General features: G+C 61.3%; 20 protein-coding genes. 16 read left to right on the forward strand and 4 right to left on the reverse strand.

The genetic code is table 11. The features are described 5' to 3' along the window. Positions 1-62 precede the first annotated feature (62 nt). A complete protein-coding gene (locus AC1DNK_RS13650; RefSeq protein WP_112388666.1) occupies positions 63-986 on the forward strand; it encodes an ArsR/SmtB family transcription factor in 924 nt (307 codons plus the stop codon). Between the two features lie 31 nt (positions 987-1017). Here the strand turns inward: AC1DNK_RS13650 and AC1DNK_RS13655 are convergent, their stop codons facing one another. Together AC1DNK_RS13655 and AC1DNK_RS13660 are read right to left on the reverse strand one after the other, a co-directional pair. Then, the gene (locus AC1DNK_RS13655; protein WP_112444142.1) at positions 1018-1317 is read right to left on the reverse strand and encodes a YkgJ family cysteine cluster protein; all 300 of its coding nucleotides are present in this window, start codon (positions 1315-1317) and stop codon (positions 1018-1020) included. A gap of 67 nt (positions 1318-1384) precedes the next feature. Further along, positions 1385-2260 carry an AraC family transcriptional regulator gene (locus AC1DNK_RS13660; RefSeq protein ID WP_477941591.1) on the reverse strand — a complete coding sequence of 292 codons (876 nt, stop codon included), beginning with the start codon at positions 2258-2260 and terminating at the stop codon, positions 1385-1387. 213 nt (positions 2261-2473) lie between these two features. On the opposite strand from AC1DNK_RS13660, the gene melA (AC1DNK_RS13665) reads away from it, so the two are divergent. From melA (AC1DNK_RS13665) to AC1DNK_RS13730, 14 genes are all read left to right on the forward strand, one after another. After that, complete coding sequence (melA, locus tag AC1DNK_RS13665; RefSeq protein ID WP_112597146.1) at positions 2474-3940, forward strand: alpha-glucosidase/alpha-galactosidase; 1467 nt, start codon at positions 2474-2476, stop codon at positions 3938-3940. Positions 3941-4064: 124 nt separating this feature from the next. Continuing rightward, positions 4065-6152 carry an ABC transporter substrate-binding protein gene (locus tag AC1DNK_RS13670; RefSeq protein WP_112515236.1) on the forward strand — a complete coding sequence of 696 codons (2088 nt, stop codon included), beginning with the start codon at positions 4065-4067 and terminating at the stop codon, positions 6150-6152. Between the two features lie 118 nt (positions 6153-6270). Further along, positions 6271-7278 (forward strand): ABC transporter permease, encoded by a 1008-nt coding sequence (locus AC1DNK_RS13675; protein ID WP_112514527.1) that lies wholly within the window; start codon positions 6271-6273, stop codon positions 7276-7278. Between the two features lies 1 nt (position 7279). Continuing rightward, positions 7280-8410, forward strand: coding sequence for an ABC transporter permease (locus tag AC1DNK_RS13680; RefSeq protein ID WP_477941592.1), 1131 nt, complete (start codon positions 7280-7282; stop codon positions 8408-8410). A 10-nt stretch (positions 8411-8420) separates the two neighbouring features. Then, complete coding sequence (locus AC1DNK_RS13685; protein ID WP_477941593.1) at positions 8421-10088, forward strand: ABC transporter ATP-binding protein; 1668 nt, start codon at positions 8421-8423, stop codon at positions 10086-10088. A gap of 22 nt (positions 10089-10110) precedes the next feature. Then, positions 10111-11478, forward strand: coding sequence for an alpha-galactosidase (gene melA / locus AC1DNK_RS13690; RefSeq protein WP_477941594.1), 1368 nt, complete (start codon positions 10111-10113; stop codon positions 11476-11478). Positions 11479-11693: 215 nt separating this feature from the next. Next, the gene (locus tag AC1DNK_RS13695; RefSeq protein ID WP_477941812.1) at positions 11694-12554 is read left to right on the forward strand and encodes a lytic transglycosylase domain-containing protein; all 861 of its coding nucleotides are present in this window, start codon (positions 11694-11696) and stop codon (positions 12552-12554) included. A gap of 226 nt (positions 12555-12780) precedes the next feature. Then, positions 12781-13272, forward strand: coding sequence for a peptide-methionine (R)-S-oxide reductase MsrB (gene msrB, locus AC1DNK_RS13700; RefSeq protein ID WP_112388657.1), 492 nt, complete (start codon positions 12781-12783; stop codon positions 13270-13272). A gap of 15 nt (positions 13273-13287) precedes the next feature. Beyond that, a complete protein-coding gene (locus tag AC1DNK_RS13705; RefSeq protein ID WP_477941595.1) occupies positions 13288-15144 on the forward strand; it encodes a cytochrome c biogenesis protein DipZ in 1857 nt (618 codons plus the stop codon). Between the two features lie 12 nt (positions 15145-15156). Beyond that, entirely contained in the window at positions 15157-15891 is a 735-nt protein-coding gene (gene msrA, locus AC1DNK_RS13710) for a peptide-methionine (S)-S-oxide reductase MsrA (protein ID WP_477941597.1), read from the forward strand. Positions 15892-15919: 28 nt separating this feature from the next. Further along, positions 15920-16369: a peptide-methionine (R)-S-oxide reductase MsrB gene (msrB, locus tag AC1DNK_RS13715; protein ID WP_112388654.1), complete on the forward strand. Its 450-nt coding sequence runs from the start codon at positions 15920-15922 to the stop codon at positions 16367-16369. Beyond that, positions 16366-16872 carry a peptide-methionine (S)-S-oxide reductase MsrA gene (msrA, locus tag AC1DNK_RS13720; RefSeq protein ID WP_112388653.1) on the forward strand — a complete coding sequence of 169 codons (507 nt, stop codon included), beginning with the start codon at positions 16366-16368 and terminating at the stop codon, positions 16870-16872. The genes msrB (AC1DNK_RS13715) and msrA (AC1DNK_RS13720) overlap by 4 nt, the downstream gene beginning before the upstream one ends. 142 nt (positions 16873-17014) lie before the next feature. Further along, positions 17015-17311 (forward strand): hypothetical protein, encoded by a 297-nt coding sequence (locus AC1DNK_RS13725; RefSeq protein WP_112388652.1) that lies wholly within the window; start codon positions 17015-17017, stop codon positions 17309-17311. 198 nt (positions 17312-17509) lie between these two features. Beyond that, positions 17510-19309: a diguanylate cyclase gene (locus AC1DNK_RS13730; RefSeq protein ID WP_477941599.1), complete on the forward strand. Its 1800-nt coding sequence runs from the start codon at positions 17510-17512 to the stop codon at positions 19307-19309. Positions 19310-19326: 17 nt separating this feature from the next. Here the strand turns inward: AC1DNK_RS13730 and AC1DNK_RS13735 are convergent, their stop codons facing one another. Next, on the reverse strand, positions 19327-20502 hold the full coding sequence (locus AC1DNK_RS13735; protein WP_477941601.1) for a TadE/TadG family type IV pilus assembly protein: 1176 nt from the start codon (positions 20500-20502) through the stop codon (positions 19327-19329). A 204-nt stretch (positions 20503-20706) separates the two neighbouring features. Between AC1DNK_RS13735 and AC1DNK_RS13740 the strand changes: the two genes are divergently transcribed. Further along, entirely contained in the window at positions 20707-21483 is a 777-nt protein-coding gene (locus AC1DNK_RS13740) for a DUF1194 domain-containing protein (RefSeq protein WP_477941603.1), read from the forward strand. A gap of 3 nt (positions 21484-21486) precedes the next feature. Here AC1DNK_RS13740 and AC1DNK_RS13745 read toward each other — a convergent pair whose 3' ends face one another. After that, a complete protein-coding gene (locus AC1DNK_RS13745) occupies positions 21487-21759 on the reverse strand; it encodes a hypothetical protein (RefSeq protein ID WP_112597125.1) in 273 nt (90 codons plus the stop codon). Positions 21760-21898: the final 139 nt, after the last annotated feature.

The raw sequence follows: 21898 nt of genomic DNA on the forward strand, positions 1-21898 counted from the left end.
GTGCCTGCGCCCATGATATCAGCTGAAACCAACAAGAAAGACTGGAGAACCAGTATTATCATATGGAGACTAAGCTTCTAACCGTCGATCCGATGCGGGACGCCGATGTCGTCCAGGCACTCGGGTCTCCGACGCGGATCGAGATCCTCAACCTGTTGCGCCAGAAGGGGCCGCTGAATGTCAACGACATCGCGGCGCAGATGGGCTTGCCGCAATCGACGACGGCGACCAATCTGAAGGCGCTCGAGCAGGCGGGCCTCATCCAGACGCAGACGATGAAGGCGAGCAAGGGCAACCAGAAGGTCTGCTCCAGCATCTATGACGAGATCCTGATCCGCTTTGGCGCCAATGGCACCAAGGCGAGCGAGGACGTGGTGACCGTCAGCATGCCGATCGGCCTCTTCACCGAGTTCGAGGTGGGTGCGCCCTGCGGCCTCTGTTCGGTCAACAATGTCATCGGCATGCTCGATGTGCAGGAAGTCTTCCTCGACCCGCAGCGCATGCAGGCGGCACTTCTCTGGTTCACCCGCGGCTATGTCGAATACAAGTTCCCGAACAATGCCAAGGTCTCGGGCAAGAAGATCCGAAAGGTGGAGTTCTCAGCCGAACTCAGCTCCGAAACGCCGGCCACCAACGCCAACTGGCCGTCCGACATCTCCATCTGGGTCAATGGTATCAAGGCCGGGCACTGGACCTCGCCCGGCGATTTCGGCGACCGCCGCGGCATGTATTCGCCGGCCTGGTGGAAGCTGTCGGGCTCGCAGTACGGCAAGCTGAAGACCTGGACGATCGACGAGACCGGCACCTGGATCGACGGCGCCATGGTCTCGACCCAGACCATTGCCTCGCTTGGCATCGCCGACCATCATTCGATCCGCTTCCGCATCGGCATCGACGAAAAGGCCGACAATCCTGGCGGAATGAACATCTTCGGCAAGGGTTTCGGCGATTTCGATCAGGATCTGATCATGTCGATCTATTTCTAGCAGCTTGCGCCAGCGCCGGCGGTTTTCAAGCTCAGTTGCCGATGCCGAAAAATTCGCGGGCGGAGAGACATTCGAAGTCTCCGGGGCTGCAGGTGCGACAGACATGCGGCCGCACGGCGTAGATGGCGCAGGATGTCTTCGACCGTATCTCGCCGACCAGGGCGGAGCACCGGTTGCCTTCGCAGCGCATTCCCGCTTCATCGGCTGCGACATATTTCAGCGGTATCAGATCGAGCTCGGCATCCGACTCGGTCGAGAAGCGCGGCCAGTCGGCCGAGAACGAGCAGCAAGCGCCGCATGTCTGGCAGTCGAAGTCTGTTTGTGTGTCCATGGGCAGGGCATATCACAAACCGGGTGCGGATCGACAGCGGTTTGCCGATCACATCCGGGATAGCGCCCTACCGGCTGCGGCCGATGCTGGCATACATGCCGGTGGTGCGGAACTCCGTGGGTGTGATACCGTAGACGCGGCGGAAGACCTTGGCGAAATAGTTAGCATCCTCGAAGCCGCACATGATCGACACCTCCTTGACCGGCAGGAAGTCGGCCTTGGTGAGCAGCTTGGCGGCGCGCTGCAGACGTTGCTGCAGGACATACTCCGCGGGTGGTATGCCCTCGCTTTCGGAAAAGCTGCGGGAGAAGTGGGCGCGGCTGAGGCCGACGATGGCGGCGAGCTCGCTGACCGGGAGCGGTTTTTCCAGATACAGGTTGATATGGTCGATCACCGGCTGCATCAGGCTCTGCTCGGCCATGAAGGCCGGCGAACCGAAGACGTCGTCATAGAGCGCCATCGCCGCCTCGTAGGCGATGGCCGAAGCCGAACCCGGGGTCGTTGCACCCTTGACCAGGCGCAGGCTGCAATCCGCAAGATGATCGATGGTTGCCTGCTGCAGTTTAAGCACCGGGCCGGCAAGCGCCAGCACCATCTTGTGGATGCGTAGCGTCTCGTCGCCATTCATCGAGATCCAGAAATACTCCCAGCGCTCGCCCTTCTCGAGCCAGTAGCGGTGATTGTGCGGTACCAGCACCATCATCGTGTCGCCGCCCTGGAGCTTGTAGTTGCGGTTCAGATAACGCAGGTGGCCGCTGCCGCTGATCGTGTGCTGCAGCACCGTAAACGGCGTCTGGCCGCGCTTGCGGCCGTCCCAGTCATAGGTCTCGTTCTCGCGAACTTCGTAGCCCGCACTGGTCGGCATGGCGTGCAGCCTCTGGCGTCCGCGGGGCAGCGAAACGGTCCGCATGGCCTGTCCGTTGGCGATCAAATCGTGCAGCACAAAATTACCCTCGAAAGCATAATCCTTCTCTGGCCGCCCTGCCGAATATGCGCATAATCCCTTCGCATAAGAGGAAGAGATCGCGGCCGGACGAACGGCCGGGAGGAATACAGGTTTTAATTCCAGTGGTTTTCACCTGCATGTGCAAACATGCGGCCTGGTTCTCCCTTGTCTTCTCTCTACGTAACATTCGATCGGACCGAGGTGAAGGACATGAGTTTCAAAATCGCTATCATCGGGGCAGGCAGCGTCGGCTTCACCAAGAAGCTGTTTACCGATATCCTGTGCGTGCCTGAATTCAAGGACATCGAATTCGCGCTGACCGATCTCAGCGAACATAACCTCCAGATGATCAAGGCGATCCTCGACAAGATCGTCGAATCCAACAAGCTGCCGACCAAGGTGACGGCGACGACCGACCGCCGCGAGGCGATCTCCGGTGCGCGCTATGTCATCAGCTGCGTGCGCGTCGGCGGTCTGGAAGCCTATGCCGACGATATCCGCATCCCGCTGAAATACGGCATCGACCAGTGCGTCGGCGATACGATCTGCGCCGGCGGCATTCTCTATGGCCAGCGCAACATCCCCGTCATTCTCGACTTCTGCAAGGATATCCGCGAGCTTGCCGAGCCGGGCGCAAAATTCCTGAACTATGCCAACCCGATGGCGATGAACACCTGGGCGGCGATCGAGTATGGCAAGGTCGACACGGTCGGTCTCTGCCACGGCGTCCAGCATGGTGCCGAACAGATCGCCGAAGTGCTCGGCGCCAAGTCGCTCTCCGAGCTCGATTACATCTGCTCCGGCATCAACCATCAGACATGGTTCGTCGATCTGAAGCTCAATGGCCGCAAGATCGGCAAGGACGAGCTGGTTGCCGCCTTCGAGGCGCATCCGGTCTTCTCGCAGCAGGAAAAGCTGCGCATCGACGTGCTCAAGCGCTTCGGCGTCTATTCGACCGAAAGCAATGGCCACCTGTCGGAATACCTGCCCTGGTACCGCAAGCGGCCGGAAGAGATCACCAAGTGGATCGACATGTCGGACTGGATCCACGGCGAGACCGGCGGTTACCTGCGCCACTCGACCGAGACCCGCAACTGGTTCGAGACTGAGTTTCCGCAGTTCCTCGCCTCGGCCGAGAAGCCGATCGATCCGGCCAAGCGCTCCAACGAGCATGCGAGCCATATTCTTGAAGCGCTGGAAACCGGCCGGGTGTATCGTGGCCACTTCAACGTCAAGAACAATGGCGTCATCACCAACCTGCCATCCGACGCGATCATCGAGTCGCCCGGCTTCGTCGATCGGTTCGGCATCAACATGGTCTCGGGCATCACCGTTCCGGAAGCCTGCGCCGCCACCTGCATGGCATCGATCAATGTCCAGCGCATGTCGGTTCATGCGGCCGTGACCGGCGACATCGATCTCTTGAAGCTTGCCGTTCTGCACGATCCTCTGGTCGGCGCCGTCTCGACGCCGGAAGAGGTCTGGCAGATGGTCGATGAGATGGTCGTCGCCCAGGCCCGCTGGCTGCCGCAATATGCGCATGCCGTGCCTGCCGCCAAGGAGCGTCTGGCCAACAGCAAGGTCAAGACGAAGGAATGGGCAGGGGCTGCGCGCCGCAACGTCCGCTCGATCGAAGAGCTTCGCGCCGAAAAGGCGGCGCTGAAGCAGGCGGTCTGATTTTCCGGTGAGGCAAGCCGCGGCGGTCCTTCGGGAGGAAGGCCGCCGCGCCAAGGCTTGCTTCATCATTCCTAGAGGAGAAGCGGAGACGCCTGCAAGCGCTCCGGAACAAGAGGGAGAGACGATGACGAATTTCCGTAAGATCGGCATCCTGGCTGGACTGGCGCTTGGCGTTTCAGTCGCGGCCTTGAATGCCTACGCTTCCGAGCCGACCACGCCGCCAGCGCCGCCGCCGTTTCCGGCGGAAGGCAAGATAAAATACGTGTCGCGAGACTCCATCGAGGAGTTCAAGGCGCTTCCTTCCTATAACGAGCCGGATTGGGTCAAAAAGAACTTTGTCGATACCGGCAAGCTTCCGGCCGTCAAGGATCGTCTCCCGAAGGAGCCGTTGGTCTTCAAGACCGCGAACATGCCTGACGGCATCGGCGTCTATGGCGACACGATGCGTCACGTCATCGGCGGCCGTCCGGAAGGCTGGAACTATGGCGCCGGCCAGACGCAGGGCTGGGGCGGCATCGATATCGGCCTCTCCGAGTGCCTGACGCGCACCGCACCCCTCTTCCAGGTGGAAGCCAAGGATACCGAGCCGTTGCCGAATCTGGCCAAGGGCTGGGAATGGTCGGCCGACGGTCACAAGCTCACCATGCATCTGGTCGAAGGTGCCAAGTGGTCCGACGGCGCGCCGTTCAATGCCGACGACATCATGTTCTACTGGGAAGACGAAGTCGTCGACCCGAACGTCTCGCCGCTCGGCGGCGGTGCATCGCCTGAGGCTTTCGGCGAGGGAACGACGCTCACAAAGGTGGACGACTACACGGTGGAATGGACCTTCAAGGAGGCCTTCCCGAAGCAGTATCTCTACACGATGGCCTACCCGAACTTCTGCCCGGGCCCGTCGCATATCCTGAAGCCGCAGCACCCGAAATATTCGAAGAACACCTACGACCAGTTCAAGAATGCCTTCCCGCCCGAATTCATGAACATGCCTGTCATGGGTGCCTGGGTGCCGGTAGAATACCGTCCTGACGATATCATCGTCATGCGCCGCAACCCGTATTACTGGAAGGTCGATGAGAAGGGCAATCAGCTGCCTTACCTCAACGAGCTGCACTACAAGCTCTCGACATGGGCTGACCGTGACGTTCAGGCGGTGGCCGGCTCGGGCGACTTCTCGAACCTCGAACAGCCTGAGAATTTCGTGGCATCGCTGAAGCGTGCCGCCGAAAAGACCGCTCCGGCGCGTCTCGCTTTCGGTCCGCGCCTGATCGGCTATAACCTGCGCATGAACCTCTCCGCCAATGGCTGGGGCGATCCCGATGCGCGTGGAGAAGCGATCCGCGAGCTGAACCGCAACGAGGACTTCCGCAAGGCGGTCACCATGGCGGTCGATCGCAAGGCCATCGGCGACTCGCTGGTCAAGGGTCCGTTCACGGCGATCTATCCGGGTGGCCTGTCCTCTGGCACAAGCTTCTACGATCGCAATTCCACGGTCTACTATCCCTACGATCTGGCAGGTGCCAAGGCGCTGCTCGCCAAGGCCGGCCTGAAGGATACCGATGGCGACGGCTTCGTGAACTTCCCGGCCGGAACGGCCGACGGCAAGGATGTCGAGGTCGTGCTGCTGGTCAACAACGGCTACGCCACCGACAAGAGCCTTGCAGAAGGCGTCGTCGGGCAGATGGAAAAGCTCGGCATCAAGGTCATCATCAATGCCCTCGACGGTCCGAAGCGCGACGATGCCCATTACGGCGGCCGCTTCGACTGGCTGATCCAGCGCAACACTCCGGAACTGGCTTCCGTGGTGCAGAACACCGAGCAGCTGGCTCCGATCGGTCCACGCACCAGCTGGCAGCATCGCGCCGGCAAGGACGGCAAAGTCGATCTGATGCCATACGAAGAAAAGCTGGTCGATCTCGTCACCAAGTTCCAGGCGAGCCAGAACAACGACGAGCGCGTCGATCTGATGAAGCAGTATCAGAAGGTCGCGACCGAGAATGTCGATACCGTTGGTCTGACGGAATATCCGGGCGCCTTGATCGTCAACAAGCGCTTCTCCAACGTCCCGCAGGGTACACCGATCTTCATGTTCAACTGGGCTGAAGACTCCGTCATCCGCGAACGTCTGTGGGTGGCCGCCGACAAGCAGGGCAAATACGAGCTGTTTCCGCAGCAGCTGCCCGGCAAGCCCGGAGACAAGGGTCCGATCAACTAAGAGCTCCCTCCCAACCGAATGAGCTTCCGGCCGCGCGTGCTGCGCGCGGCCGGGCATAATCAACAAGCCGGCCGCGCTAGAGACGAGCGACTGGCGGCAAGGAGAAGCGAACCGTCCGATGCTACGATTCCTGCTCATGCGCATCGCCTCGGCGATCCCCGTCCTCTTCATTCTGAGCGTGGTGACATTTGCGATCATTCAGGCGCCGCCCGGCGACTACGCAGATTACATCCGCTCGCAGCTGATCAATCAGAGCGGCGCTTCCTTCGCGCAAGCCGATGCCCAGGCCCAGGCCTACCGCGTCGAACACGGCCTCGATAAGCCGATGGTCATCCAGTACGTGAACTGGATGAAGGGCATCATCACCGAAGGCGATTTCGGCTACAGCATGTTCTACAACAAGCCGGTCGCCGATGTCGTCGCCGAGCGCCTGCCGCGCACCTTGGCGCTGGCCCTGGTCTGCCACATCTTCGCATCGATCCTCGGCATCAGTTTCGGCATCTGGGCGGCAACGCGCCAGTACACGTGGATCGACAGCCTGCTGTCCGGCATCTCCTTCCTCGGCATGACCGTGCCGCGCTTTCTGATGGCGCTGATCATCGTCTATCTCCTGGTCTTCCAGTTCAACGTCACCGAGATCGGCAGCTTCTTTTCGCCGCAGTATGGCGGAGCGCCGTGGTCCTGGGCGAAATTCATGGATCTCGTCAGCCATGTCTGGCCGGTCGTTGCCATCGCCACCTTCGGCGGCCTCGCCTACAACATGCGCGTCATGCGCGGCAATCTGCTGGATACGCTGAACGCCCAGTATGTCGAGACCGCGCGCGCCAAGGGATTGTCCGGCAGTGCCGTCGTGTTGCGCCACGCCGTTCCGAATGCGCTGCATCCGCTAGTCATGTATCAGGGTGTCGTTCTCCCCTACATGCTCACCGGCGAAATCGAGACGGCGATCATCTTCTCGCTGCCGACCGTCGGCCCCGCCATCGTCGGCTCCATGGCGATCGGCGACGTCTATGTCACCGCCACCTTCATGCTGGTTCTCTCGGCAACGCTGATCGTCGGCAACATCATCGCCGACATGCTGCTGGCGCTGCTTGATCCCCGCGTCCGTCAGTACGGAGGAGCCTGAGATGCTGGCTTTCGACTCTTCCCCGCCACCGCCGCACGAGGAAACCGTCAAGAACGTGCCGCATGGCAACGAGAGCTACCTGGCGCTCGTCTGGCGCCGCCTGCGCCGGTCCTGGACCGGAATGATGGGCCTGATCCTGGTCGGCCTGCTGATCATCATGGCGATCTTTGCAGACTTCTTCGCGCCGATGGACCCGAAGGCGACGGATGTCGGCTTTGCGCCGCCGCAGATGATGAGCGTCCACGACAAGGACGGCAAACTCGTTTGGCCGCGGGTCTATGCGCTCGGCGATTCCGAGGAGCTTGATCCCGTTACCTTCCAGCCGATCGTCGGCCCCGACTACGACAATCCGCGTGTTCTCGGCTTCTTCGTCAAGGGTGCGGAATACCGCCTGCTCGGGCTGATCCCTGCCAACCGGCATTTCTTCGGCACTGTCGGCGGTGAGCCGGTGCATTTCCTCGGCACAGACAAGTTCGGCCGTGATGTGCTGTCGCGCGCCATCATCGGCTCGCGCATCTCGCTGATGATCGCGTTGACCGTCGTCTTTATCGTCACCATCGTCGGGACCACCGTCGGCATGGTCTCCGGTTATTTTGGTGGCAGCTTCGATGTATGGGTGCAGCGCTTCGTCGAGCTGGTGCTCGCCTTCCCGCAATTGCCACTGTATCTGGCGCTGACCTCGCTGATCCCGATTACCGCGCCGACGAACGTCTTCCTCGCCTTCGTGATCTTCGTGATGTCGGCGCTTGGCTGGGCGCAGATGTCGCGCGAGGTGCGCGGCAAGACGCTGGCGCTCGCCCGCATCGACTACGTGCGGGCCGCGATGGCCGTCGGCGCCACCGACCGGCGCATCATCTTCCAGCACATCTTCCCGAATGTGATGAGCCACGTCATCGTTGCCGTGACGCTGCATATTCCAAGCGTCGTGCTGCTCGAATCCTTCCTCGGCTTCCTCGGCTTTGCCGTGAAGCCGCCGCTGATCTCCTGGGGCCTGATGCTGCAGGATACCGCAAACTATTCCGTCATCGGGACCTATCCCTGGATCCTTGCTCCCGTCGGCTTCGTGCTCGTCACCGTCTTCGCGTTCAACGCGCTGGGTGACGGTCTGCGCGACGCGGTCGATCCTTATTGAGGTGATGCAGATGGCTCTCGCTCTCGTCAGTTCCTTCGCCCCGCCCGTCCGTCACGACCATGATGGCCGCGACGAAACGCCGATCATCGATGCGCGCAATATCGGCGTGAATTTCAAGGTCGAACACGGCACCGTGGAAGCGGTGAAGGACATTTCCTTCCAGCTCTACCGCGGCGAAACGATCGCCATCGTCGGCGAATCCGGTTCCGGCAAGTCGGTGACGGCGCGCACCGTCATGGGGCTCTTGTCCAAGCGGGCCGTCGTCGCCCCGCAGTCCTCGGTCGATTACGACGGCAAGAACATTTTGAAATTCTCGGAGCCTGCCCGCCGCAAGCTGCGCGGCAACCGGATCTCGATGATCTTCCAGGAGCCGATGAGCTCGCTGAACCCGATCTATACCATCGGCAGCCAGATCGTCGAAGCCATCCGCGTCCACAACAGGGTCAGCCGCAAGCAGGCCGAGGCACGGGCGCTGGAGCTTTTGAAGCAGGTGCAGATTCCTGATCCGGAAATCCGCCTGCAGCAATATCCCCATCAGCTTTCCGGCGGTCAGCGCCAGCGCGTGATGATCGCCATGGCGCTTTCGAACAATCCCGATGTGCTGATCGCCGACGAGCCGACAACGGCGCTCGACGTCACCGTGCAGGCGCAGATCCTCAATCTCATCCGCAACCTGCAGAAGGAACTGCGGATGGCGGCAATCCTGATCACCCACGACCTGACGGTCGTCCGCCAGTTCTCCGATTACGTCTATGTGATGCAGCATGGCGAGATGCGTGAGCACAACACGACCGAGCAGCTCTTCGCCAATCCGCAGCACCCCTATACCAAGCATCTGCTGGCATCGGAGCCGCGCGGCCAGGCCAATCCGCTGCCTGAGGGATCGGATATCATTCTCGACGCCCGCGGCGTGCGCGTCTCGTTCATGATGCGCCATGGCGGCTTCTTCAAGCCGGAGCTGAAGGAGCTCGTCGCCGTCGATAGTCTCAACCTGACGCTCCGCCGGCACGAGACGCTCGGTCTCGTCGGCGAATCCGGTTCGGGCAAGACGACCTTCGGCCAGGCGCTGGTGCGCCTCAACGATCCGGATACCGGTGAGATCTATTTCGACCGGCAGCCGATCCATGGCAAATCGCGCTCCGAAATGCGGCCGCTTCGCTCGCGCATGCAGATCGTCTTTCAGGATCCTTTCTCGTCGCTCAACCCGCGCATGACGATCGGCCAGATCATCGAGGAAGGCCTCGTCGTCAACAAGCTTGGTGCCACCCGTGCCGAACGTCTCGACCGCGTGCGCGAAGCACTAATTGCGGCCGGCATGCCGGGCAATATTCTCTCGCGCTTCCCGCACGAGTTCTCGGGTGGTCAGCGCCAGCGCATCGCCATTGCCCGGGCCATCGCGCTCGAGCCCGAATTCATCCTGCTCGACGAGCCGACCTCGGCGCTCGATCTCTCCGTCCAGGCGCAGATCATCGAGCTGCTGCGCAAGCTGCAGGACGAGCGTGGCCTGAGCTACCTGTTCATTTCGCACGATCTCAAGGTCGTGCGTGCCCTCTGCCATCGTGTGATCGTCATGCAGCATGGCCGGATCATGGAAGAGGGTCCCGTCAACGAAGTTCTCACCAATCCCAAGACCGCCTACACCGAACGGCTCGTGAAAGCCGCTTTCGAGGTAGCCTGACTGCCTGACGCCGGAGGTTCATATGGCAAATCCCAGAATTACGTTCATCGGAGCTGGCTCCACCGTTTTCATGAAGAATATCGTTGGCGATATCCTGCAGCGCCCTGCGCTGTCGGGCGCCACGATCGCGCTGATGGACATCAATCCGCAGCGGCTTGAAGAAAGCGCCATCGTCGTCAACAAGCTGATCTCGACGCTCGGCGTCAACGCCAAGGCCGAGACCTATTCGGACCAGCGCAAGGCGCTGACCGGTGCCAATTTCGTCGTCGTCGCCTTCCAGATCGGTGGCTACGAGCCCTGCACGGTGACCGATTTCGAAGTGCCGAAGAAATACGGTCTGCGCCAGACGATCGCCGATACGCTGGGCGTCGGCGGCATCATGCGCGGCCTGCGGACTGTCCCGCATCTTTGGAAGATCTGCGAGGACATGCTCGCCGTCTGCCCCGAGGCGATCATGCTGCAATATGTGAACCCGATGGCGATCAACACCTGGGCGATCTCCGAGAAATATCCGACGATCAAGCAGGTCGGCCTCTGCCACTCGGTGCAGGGCACGGCGATGGAGCTTGCCCATGACCTCGACATTCCCTACGAGGAAATCCGCTACCGCTCGGCCGGTATCAACCACATGGCCTTCTATCTGAAGTTCGAGCATCGTCAGCCTGACGGCTCCTACCGCGATCTCTATCCGGATCTCGTCCGTGGCTACCGCGAAGGCCGGGCGCCGAAGCCCGGCTGGAACCCGCGCTGCCCGAACAAGGTGCGCTACGAGATGCTGACGCGTCTCGGCTATTTTGTCACCGAAAGTTCGGAGCATTTCGCCGAGTACACGCCCTATTTCATCAAAGAAGGCCGCGAGGACCTGATCGAGAAGTTCGGCATCCCGCTCGACGAATATCCGAAGCGCTGCATCGAGCAGATCGAGCGCTGGAAGGGCCAGGCCGAAAACTACCGGACAGCCAACACCATCGAGGTCAAGCAGTCGAAGGAATATGCCTCCTCGATCATCAACTCGGTCTGGACCGGCGAGCCCTCTGTGATCTACGGCAACGTCCGCAACAACGGCTGCATCACCTCGCTGCCGGAAAATTGCGCCGCCGAAGTTCCCTGCCTCGTCGATGCCTCCGGCATCCAGCCGACCTATATCGGCGCCCTGCCGCCGCAGCTGACGGCGCTGATGCGGACCAACATCAACGTCCAGGAACTGACCGTTCAAGCGCTGATGACCGAAAATCGCGAGCATATCTATCATGCCGCGATGATGGACCCGCATACGGCCGCCGAACTCGATCTCGACCAGATCTGGTCGCTGGTCGATGACCTCCTGGTCGCCCACGGCGAGTGGCTGCCGGAATGGGCTCGCGGCAGCCGCAAGGTCCGCGCTGCTTAAGAGTGACGCCGTTATCGGCGCCGGCGGAGACGCTGGCGCCGGTTATCGCTTGACTGCGGCCGTCAAAGCATTTGGTATGGCTACATTAGCCACCTATGGCGGCGCGGGCTCTTCCGCACCGGAACCACATGACGGCCGCAAAGCATTCGGTGCGAAGGACTTTGACAGCATGGGCGGCGGGTATCCTGCTCGCCACGCCATTCGCACATCCCGGAATGGCGGTGGAAGAAGTGCAGGGACCGGCGCCCGCCGGCTGCCTCTATACGCGCTCGGCTGAGGGCGCGGGCGAGACGCTCTGCATCCGCAAGGACAGCTTCAATCGCGATCTCTGCAGCGCCATCGAGCGATCGGCGGCGGATTTCCAATTGCCGCCGGATTTCTTCGCGCGGCTGATCTGGCGCGAAAGCCGCTTCCGGGCCGACGCCCTGAGTTACAAGGGTGCCGAGGGCATAGCCCAGTTCATGCCCGGAACGGCAAAGCTGCGGGGTCTCAGAAACAGTTACGATGTTCTGGAAGCCTTGCACAAATCGGCGGAATATCTCGGCGAGCTGCGCGACCGGTTCGGCAATCTCGGCTTCGCCGCCGCTGCCTACAATGCCGGTGAGAACGGGCTGTCGAACTATCTCTCCGGCGGCAGCCTGCCATCCGAGACCCGCGCCTATGTGATCGGCATCACCTCCTACAGCGTCGACGACTGGAAGAGCAGCGCGCCCGAAATCGCGGCACCCGCGCTCGACAAGACCAAGACCTTCCTCGACAGCTGTGTTGCCCTTGCCGAACGCCGCAAGCTGCGCGAGCCCGCCTGGCAGACCGAGGGGACATGGATGCCCTGGGGCGTGCAGATCGCCGCCCATGCCAATCCGGACGCTGCCCGCCGCCTGTTCTTTACAGTCGTCGGCCGGCTGCCGGCGCCGCTCAATGCCGAGCAGCCGCTGGTCATGCGCCAGCGCGACCGCAGCTTCGGCTTCCGGCCGCGTTATGTGACGCGCATCGCCCGTCAGACCCGCGACGAGGCCAATCAGCTCTGCGCGCAAATCCGGAAAAGCAACGGCACCTGCCTCGTCTTCAGGAACTGAGCGAAGGGCTTCACGGCCGCTCGCGATAATATGACCGGCGGTCTGCTTGCCGTCCACGAAAGGGCGGAATAGCGTCGTATTTCAAAAGATATAACGTCCCAGTGATATCCGCGAAATCAATTGCCCAGAGTGTCCAGCACTTTTCCTGTCTCGCCGTGTAACAAAATGCGTTCCGCGCCCGTACTTATCTGCAGACAGGACCAATTTCGGACAAGGAGGTCTGAAGATGTTGAATAGACGCATGCTGCTCCTGAACACGGGACTGGCCGCCATCGGCTTGCGGCTGGCGCTATCGGCGACAAGCGCAAACGCCGACGAGACATTTGCTGTCACGCATTCGGATGCCGAATGGCAGTCGCTGCTGTCATCCGACCAATATGCGGTTCTCCGCAAGGAGGCGACCGAACGGCCATTCACCAGCCCGCTTCTCAACGAACACCGCAAGGGCAATTTTGCCTGCGCAGGGTGCGACCTGGAATCCTTCGCATCGACGACGAAGTTCGACAGCGGTACCGGCTGGCCGAGTTTCTGGGCGCCGATCGACAACAAGGTCGTCGGCACGACGCGTGATTCATCCTTCGGTATGGTCCGCGAGGCCGTCCATTGCGGGCGCTGCGGCGGTCACCTCGGGCATGTCTTCGACGACGGCCCGAAGCCGACAGGCCTGCGCTACTGCCTGAACGGCATCGCATTGAAATTTCATCCGGCCTCGGCCTGATAAACGGAAAATATCATGATCCTCTTTGTCTTCGCCTATCTGGGCGGCGTGCTGACGATCGTCAGCCCCTGTATCCTGCCGGTCCTGCCTTTCGTCTTCGCGCGGGCGGGCCAGCCATTCATGCGCTCGACACTGCCGATGCTGGCAGGCATGGCCGCAACATTCGCAGCCGTCGCCAGCCTCGCCGCGATCGGCGGCGGCTGGGCGGTACAGGCGAACGAGTATGGCCGCTACGCCGCGCTCGTCCTGCTTGCCGTTTTCGGTATCGTTCTGCTGTTTCCGGCGCTCTCGGATCGCCTCACACGGCCGCTGGTCGCGCTCGGCGCCCGCCTGTCACAGTCTGCCGATAAGGGGAGCCGCAGCGGCGGCTCGACGGTTGTCGCTTCTCTGCTTCTCGGCGTTGCCACTGGATTGCTCTGGGCGCCCTGCGCTGGTCCGGTCCTGGGTCTGATCCTGACCGGGGCCGCCTTGCAGGGCGCAAGTGTCGGCACGACCTTGCTGCTGCTTGCCTATGCGTTGGGAGCAGCGACGTCGCTGGCGTTGGCGCTGCTCGTTGGTGGTCGCGTTTACCAAGTGATGAAGCGGTCGCTCGGCGCCGGCGAGTGGGTTCGCCGCGGCGTTGGCATTGCCGTTCTCGTTGCTGTGGTTGCGATTGGGCTCGGGGCCGATACCGGCTTCCTGACGCAGGCATCGCTGGCCAGCACCGGCACTCTGGAGCAGGGCCTGATCGACAAGCTGCACCCGCAGCAACAGCAGGCCGACAACTCCGGTTCCTCGGTCCTCATGCAGGGCGGCGACGCGATGATGAGCGGCAACAACCAGATGATGATGAGCGGCAATCCGGCCATGAGCGGCTCGAACGCCATGATGATGAAAGGCGCGCCGAAAGCGGGCGGTGCCGAGGCGCTTCCCGTCGAAGCCACCATGCCGTCGCTCGACAGCGCCGTGCAGTGGCTGAACTCGCCGCCGCTTTCAATGCAGGCTCTGAAGGGCAAGGTGGTGCTGGTCGATTTCTGGACCTATTCCTGCATCAACTGCATCCGCGCCATTCCCTATGTCAAAGCCTGGGCCGAAAAGTACAAGGATCTGGGTCTCGTCGTCATCGGCGTCCACGCGCCGGAATTCGCCTTCGAGAAGAATGTCGACAACGTCAAGAAAGCGATCGACGATCTCGGCATCACCTACCCCGTCGCCATCGATAACGATTATGCGATCTGGCGGGCCTTCGACAATCAGTACTGGCCGGCGCATTATTTCATCGACGCGGAGGGCCGGGTGCGGCACCATCATTTCGGCGAGGGAGATTACGACGGCTCGGAACGGGTCATCCAGCAGCTGCTCGCCGAGGCCGGCAAGGCGAACGTCTCGTCCGATATCGTCGATGTGAAGGCAACGGGCGCCGAAGCCGCATCGAACCAGGCGGACGTGCAATCGCCGGAGACCTATGTCGGCTGGCAGCGTTCGCAGAATTTCGTCGATGACAAGGGTACGGTCAACGATGCCGCACATACCTATGTTGCCGCCACGCCTCGCCTCAACGAATGGGGCCTGACGGGCAACTGGACTGTCGGCGCCGAACAGGCGAAGCTCAACGACAAGGACGGCAGCATCTACTATCGCTTCCATGCCCGCGACCTGCATCTCGTGCTCGGGCCGGGCGAAGACGGCAAGCCGGTGCGCTTCCAGGTGGCGGTCGACGGCAAGCCGCCCGGAGACGGGCATGGCGTCGATACCGACGCCGATGGCTATGGCACGGTCACCGGACAGCGTCTCTACCAGCTGGTTCGCGAGACAGGCGCGGTCGGCGATCATACGTTCGAGATCCGCTTCCTCGATCCCGGCGTCCAGGCATTCGCATTCACCTTCGGCTGAAAGGAGCTAACCATGACCAGCCAACAGGAAAAGAACAAATCCACCGGTGCGATCCGCACCATCGCGCTCGGCGCCGCAGCCCTGCTGATGACCGGCGCCGCCTTCTATTTCACGCCGTCATCGGCTGAAGAAGCCCGCGTCATCCCGGCGCCTGCCGTCGATGAGCAAGCGGCGTCAGGCACGGAGACGGCAACGTTTGCCGGCGGCTGTTTCTGGGGCGTGCAGGGCGTGTTCCAGCATGTGAACGGCGTGGTCAGCGCCACGTCGGGCTATGCCGGCGGCAGCAAGAGCACGGCGCAGTATGAAACGGTGAGCGGCGGCGATACCGGCCATGCGGAGTCCGTGCAGGTCGTCTTCGATCCGAAGAAGGTCAGCTATGGGCATCTGCTGCAGATCTATTTCTCCGTCGCCCACGATCCGACGCAGCTGAACCGCCAGGGGCCGGATACGGGCACGCAGTACCGCTCGGCAATCTTCCCCGCCGGCAACGAGCAGGCAAAGGTCGCCAAGGCCTATATCAGTCAGCTCAACCACGCCCGGGTCTTCGATGCGGCGATCGTCACCACCATCGAGCCGGGCAAGAATTTCTATCCGGCCGAGAATTATCACCAGGACTTCCTGACAAATAACCCGACCTATCCCTATATAGTGATCAACGATCTGCCGAAGATCGCAAGCCTCAAGCAGATGTTCCCTTCGGACTATCGCGACAAGCCCGTTCTCATCGCGTCGGCCGGAGGCAATTGAGGCGGCAGGTCATTGCTAGGAGAAAATCATGCAGCACTATAAGAAGAGTGCCGAAGCCATTGCCAAGCTCACGCCGGAGCAATACCGCGTGACGCAGCAATCGGGAACCGAGCGTCCCGGCACCGGCGAATATCTCGATAACAAGCAACCTGGTGTCTATGTGGATATCGTTTCGGGCGAGCCGCTTTTTGCTTCGGCCGACAAGTTCGAATCCGGCTGCGGCTGGCCGAGCTTTACCAAGCCGATCGAGCCCGCCAATGTCAGCGAGCTGACCGATATCTCGCATGGCATGGTGCGCACCGAGGTGCGCTCCAGCCATGGCGACAGTCATCTCGGGCATGTCTTCCCCGACGGCCCGCGTGACCGCGGCGGCTTGCGCTATTGCATCAACTCGGCGTCGCTCCGTTTCGTCCACCGCGACCGGATGGAAGCGGAAGGATACGGCGCCTATCTCGACCAGGTGGAGGAAGTTCAATGACGACCGAACGCGCAGTTCTCGCAGGTGGCTGCTTCTGGGGCATGCAGGATCTGATCCGCCGCTACAACGGCGTGATCTCGACCCGCGTCGGCTACACCGGCGGCGAAGTGGCGAATGCCACCTATCGCAATCACGGCAACCACGCCGAGGCGATCGAGATCATCTTCGATCCGGCCAAGATCAGCTATCGCGAGCTTCTGGAATTCTTCTTCCAGATCCATGATCCATCGACCCTGAACCGCCAGGGCAATGACCGGGGCGCCAGCTACCGCTCGGCGATCTTCTACACGAGCGACGAGCAGAAGCGCGTCGCCGAAGATACCATCGCCGATGTCGATGCCTCAGGTCTGTGGCCGGACAAGGTCGTGACCGAAGTGACCGCCGACAGCGATTTCTGGGAAGCAGAGCCCGAGCACCAGGACTATCTGGAGCGGATTCCGAATGGCTATACCTGCCATTTCGTCCGTCCGGGCTGGAAGCTGCCGAAGCGCAACGCTGCCTGATCGCAGCGGCGATCGATGTTTGGGAGGAGGGGCGGCCGGCAGGCTGCCCCTTTTCATATGATCACAAATATTAGCGAAGCCGCTTTTTCGTTGGCGCGAATATTCGGTTCGGGTTATTCGGATTCCAAACGGGATTCGATTCATGGCCAACAAAGATCAAGTTCTCGTCACGCTGCGCACCTACATGCAGGTCAAGCGCGCGCATGACCGGAACCAGGCCGAATATCTCGCGATCCTTCAGGAGAAATCCAGGGAAGAACCGATCGATACCGCCGCGATTGCCGAGTTGACCGCCGCGCATCATGAGCTGCAGCGGCCGCTGATCGAAGAAATGAGCTACCGCTGGCAGGTTCTCGAAGCCTGGTATGATGACATCGAGGTCGATCTCGTTAGCTGGGCGATCCGCAATCCAAAATTTGCAAGCACCGCCCGGGGCTAGGCGGTTCTGTCTCTCCAGCCGGAGGATTTTGGTATTGTTGCGCCTGAAGCAATTGTGGTATCGCCCTGCTGTGTTCCGGTCTAGCCGCTCAACTTTCACGCTTATTATTAAATACTCATTTAATGCTCGATCGATAAGATCGGCACATCAACGTACGATCCAGAACGCTGACTTCCATCGTGCAGACGAGATTTCGACATGCGGATTAGCACCATCACGAATTGGGCCTATGGCGTCACCGTCGGCCTGACGCTGCTATCCGGCGGCGCCTTCATCCTGTCCGCACGCAGCGCAGATTTCGAGCGCCGGGCGGTTGTGGAAAGCCAGGCTTTCGACGAGTTGTCCGAGCAACTGGCGATGGCAGCCGAGCAGACGAGTGAGGATGCCCGCCTGTTCGTCATGCGGGGCGAAGACCGCCACCTTCAGGCCTTCAGGGGTGATGAAAAGGGCGAGCGGGATCGCGAGCAGGCGATAAAGTCTCTCAAGTCCGCGGCACTGTCTTCGCGGGAAGCAGCCTTGATCCAGGAAGTGGAACAGGATGGCGAGGCGCTGGATGCGCTCGAGGAGCGCGCCGTTGCCGCCTATACCAATGGCAACCGGGACGGGGCGCGGCAGGCGCTGTTCGGGCCGGAGCACGAACGGGTCCAGGGCGATCTTTTCACCAGTGTCCGCCAGTTCACCGATCTCGTTTCCACGCGCACCAGCGATGCGCTTGCGCAAGCCAAACAATGGAGCGACTTCTGGGGCGCCGTGGCCAAGAGCCTGCTCGGGCTGACCGCGGCGGTTTTCCTCGGCGTACTCTACTTCGTCCTCAGGCGCCGTGTCGCCATGCCGCTGATGCGGATGACTGGCATCGTCAACCGCCTCGCAAAGCAGGATTATGCCGTCGAGGTGCTGCCCGATAACAGGCGCGACGAGATCGGCGAGATGAACGACGCGATCCAGATCTTCCGCGACAACGGCCTCGAGCGCGAGCGGCTGGACGCCGAGCGGCGCGAGGACCAACGCACCAAGGATCTCATCCTGCAGATGATGCACCGGCTGCAGGCCTGCCAGCGCCAAGAGGAGCTTGCAGAGGTCGTATCGCTGTTTGCACCGCAGATCTTCCCGAATTTCGCCGGGCATCTCTATGTCATGAACGATAGCCGCACCGCCTTGAGCTCGATCGGCAGCTGGCGGGAGCCGCGCCGGGCCGGGCCGGCGCTGACCTCGGCGGAATGCTGGGCGCTGCGCCGCGGCCGGCCGCATGTCAGTGATGCCGCCGCGGGCGATATCCCATGCCAGCATCTTTCCCATGCAGAAGAGATGGGGATCTGTGTTCCGCTCTCGGCTCAGGGCGATACCGTCGGCCTTCTCTATTTCGAGGGCGAATCCGACGGCCAGGCTATCGCTGCGGCGCGTCTTTATTTCGAACTGATCGCTGAGAATATCGGTCTCGGCGTTGCCAATCTCCAGCTGCGCGACCGGCTGATGGGGCTGGCGATAAGGGATGGCCTGACCGGGCTTCTGAATCGCCGCTCGCTGGACGAGGCGCTGAACCGGATCGCCCGGGACGGGGCAGGTGATGCGATCGCCATCATGGCGGATATCGATCATTTCAAGCGCTTCAACGACGAATTCGGCCATGACGCGGGAGACGAAGTCATGCGCCGGGTTTCCGCCATCCTCTCGGAAGTGGTCGGTGATGCCGGTATCGTCTATCGCTTCGGCGGCGAGGAATTTGCAATCCTGCTGACCGGGGCTTCCGAAGATAGCGCACTCGATCTGGCGGAAAAACTGCGGACGCTTATTGCGGCAACGCCGGTGACCTATCATGGCCGCCTGCTTGGCGCCGTCACGATCTCGGTTGGTGCTGCATCGACTGTGCGCGATGCGCCCTCCGCAGACTTGCTGCTGCGTGCCGATGCGGCCCTGCTCAATGCCAAATCGAAAGGGCGAAACAGGACGATTGCCGACTGGGTGGAGCGCGCCGCATCCGACCGGCGCCGGGCGGTCTGACACCTTTAGCTGTATCGCTAATTGGTCAGGCGACTCACCGATTTGGTGGCAGTCTGGGCAATGGAAGCGAAGGCAGCGACCAGTCCATCCATGGTCTCCGGCTCGTAGTAATTCGCCGTCGTTGACGCGCAATATTTAAGAAGGTTTTTGCCGTTGGCAGGCGCCATGAACGCGACGGTGTAGATCGTGATGCCGGCGCTTTTGGCGGCAGCGCATTCATCGCGCACCGACTGGTCGAGCGCCTTGCTCCACTGGTCGGTCATGCCGGTCATTTCACCGTCGGTCATCAGAACGATCACCCTGTCGGAGTTGGCATTGTCCTTCTTCTTCTGTTCGACACTTTCGGTGTCGGTGCCATAGATGTTCTTCTTGATGGTGGTGGTCGCTGTATTCACGGCCGCGGTCGCGTCGGTTCCGCTGAGCGGAGCGACCACGATATTCGAAACGTAGCGCCGCGAATCCGTTGTTCCCCAGGCCATCGCCGATTTCCCCTTGATGCCTGCAGTATAGGAGACCACGCCTGTACGAACGTATTTTGCAGAAGGATCGGATTTGTCGAATGCATCGAAGAGCGCGGTTGCGGCCTGCTTGAGGGCCTCGATCTTGGTGACATAGACCGGCGGGCCGTAAAGCAGACAGCCATTGAAGATCGGGATGATGCATGTCGCGCTTTTCAATGTCGTCGTGTTCTGCGACATCGAGGTGGATTCATCGACGAGCACTTCCATCGACAGACCGCTTTTGGTGCTGCCGGATCCGCTGGTGGTGTTGCTCGCTGCCGCGATCGTCTTGCTGTTACCGGCAAGGAACGCGATCAGCGGCGTCAACGTCACCGTCGCGGAAGAATTCACTGCAACGGTGAAGGACTTTCCGGTCGCGCTCGTTGTCGTCGTGATCGTCGCATTGGTGGCGTTCTTGATCGCGGTTGCCGATGTGGCGCTGACATAGTTGGCCATCTGGCCGCCGACGAAGTCTTTCGCCAGAGCCTTTCCGGAAGTCTCATCGGCCTTGCCATCGGCAAGTGCTGTCGAGACCGCGAGTGCGGCGGAATCGGTCGCTTCCTGCAACTGGCGTTGAGAGAGCATGATGTTGCCGAGATCGATCGCCAGCCCCGCGGCGCCGATGAGCACAGGCAGAACGATCGCGGTCATCATCGCGAAGTTGCCATTGCGGCTGGTGCGTAGCTGCCGCATGTTTTGCAGAAAGCCAGACATCAGGTTGTAACGGCTTATATCTAGGATTGTGCCGTGCGATCTATCCGGGTGATTAACGCAAGCAAAACGTGTTCAAAGAAGCGACCGTCTTTGAGACACGACAATCTTTCGAAGCCGCATTGGCGGATGCGCTGTTCGGACTATATCCTTCGGCAGGGTCCATAGCCGGTGATTGGATTGCCGATGTTCGAGACGCTCGCGATACTCATGACGCTCTCCGGAAGTGCGGCCGTGCCGGTACAGGCAGGCGCCGGCGAGGTCGATGTCAAGCTCGTGCTGGCCGTCGATACGTCCCGGTCGATGGACTTCGAAGAGGTGCGCATCCAGCGAGAGGGCTATGTCGAGGCGCTCAAGCACAAGGAATTCATCGACGCCGTCAAAGGCGGACTGACGGGGCGCATCGCCATCAGCTATTTCGAATGGGCGGGCTTCGTGGTGCCGGGCTCAGTGCTCGACTGGCATCTGATCGAGAACGAAAGCGATGCGATCGCATTTGCCGATAAACTGGAACAGCGGCCGCTGAACACCCAGAGGCGCACATCGATATCGACGGCGATTACCCAGGGGACGTCGATGATCGTTTCGAGCCCCTATACAGCGATGCGGCAGGTGATCGATGTTTCGGGCGACGGCACAAACAATGCCGGCAACCCTGTTGCGCCAACCCGCGACAAGGCGGTGGAGGCGGGGCTCATCATCAACGGGTTGGCGCTGATGCTACGGCCATCAGGGGCGCCGGGCGGCCTCGACAACTATTATGCCGACTGCGTCATCGGCGGCCCGGGCGCTTTCGTGCTGCCGGTCTACAAGATAGAGGATTTCGGCATCGCTGTCCGCCGCAAGCTGGTGCTTGAGGTCAGCGGCCTCAGCCCGGTTCCGGAAATCCAGAAGGCCGCTGCACCGCCGAAGAGCGATTGCATGGCCGGCGAAAAGCAGTGGCAGGATTTCTTCGACCGCTGAGGATCAATGCAGGCGTCCGCCGCTATTGACCGTGAGATCGGCCGACGTGATCCAGACGCGGCCGTCGAAGGCGACTTCGCCTCTGTCGGTTTTGCCGCTGGCGATCCGCTCGATCAGCCCGAGATGCTGACGCACGGCGTCAATACGCTGCGGATTTGCCGCCTTCAGCGCTTCATCGAGCACGCAGACGGCCTGGCGCGCAGCACCGTCGCCCATGATGATCAGCGTATGATTTGTCTTGGCGAGAATCTTGCCGGGAAGAGTGACGAGCCGCATCTTACCACCTCGATTTATCTGCAAATGCCGCCTCAAAGAGAGGCGGCGACTGGCATCAAGGCTGGTCCAATATGGTTAACGATTGGTTAACGCGCGGGAGCCGACGGGTATGCGAACAGGTCGCGTCCCATCGGCTTCC

This window comes from Rhizobium sp. 01N424 (assembly GCF_056399485.1).